Below are 304 nucleotides of genomic sequence, written 5' to 3'. Positions count from 1 at the left end.
AAATTCTCTGGAATAAGTTGATGCTTCTTTTTCTGAAGAAGGTATTTTTTTCCAAACTCTAACTGCAAATATGATGGAGATAATGAGGAAGAACATTAAGTAGATCAACAACTGTCCCGAAAGGCCTAAGTCAGTAAACGAATGAACAGAGGCATTTCCTAAAATTCCACTTCTCGTTAAAAAGGTAGAATAAAGGATAAGGATAAAAGAGGTGATCACTAGAATAATCGATGTCTTTAGGGCTGTTGCACTTTTCTTGAAAGTGATCATGGTATGAATACTGGCCACCATAATTAACCAAGGC

1 pseudogene is annotated in these 304 nt (G+C 35.9%); it reads right to left on the bottom strand.

Annotated features, from left to right (window positions below):
* Positions 1 to 304 (bottom strand): annotated as a pseudogene (locus AWN68_RS14290) (cytochrome C biogenesis protein); the annotation flags it as partial.

The sequence above is a fragment of the Roseivirga echinicomitans genome, from assembly GCF_001592935.1.
In the GTDB taxonomy this organism is placed as follows: Bacteria; Bacteroidota; Bacteroidia; order Cytophagales; family Cyclobacteriaceae; genus Roseivirga; species Roseivirga echinicomitans.
This window is presented reverse-complemented; position numbering and strand designations above follow the sequence as displayed.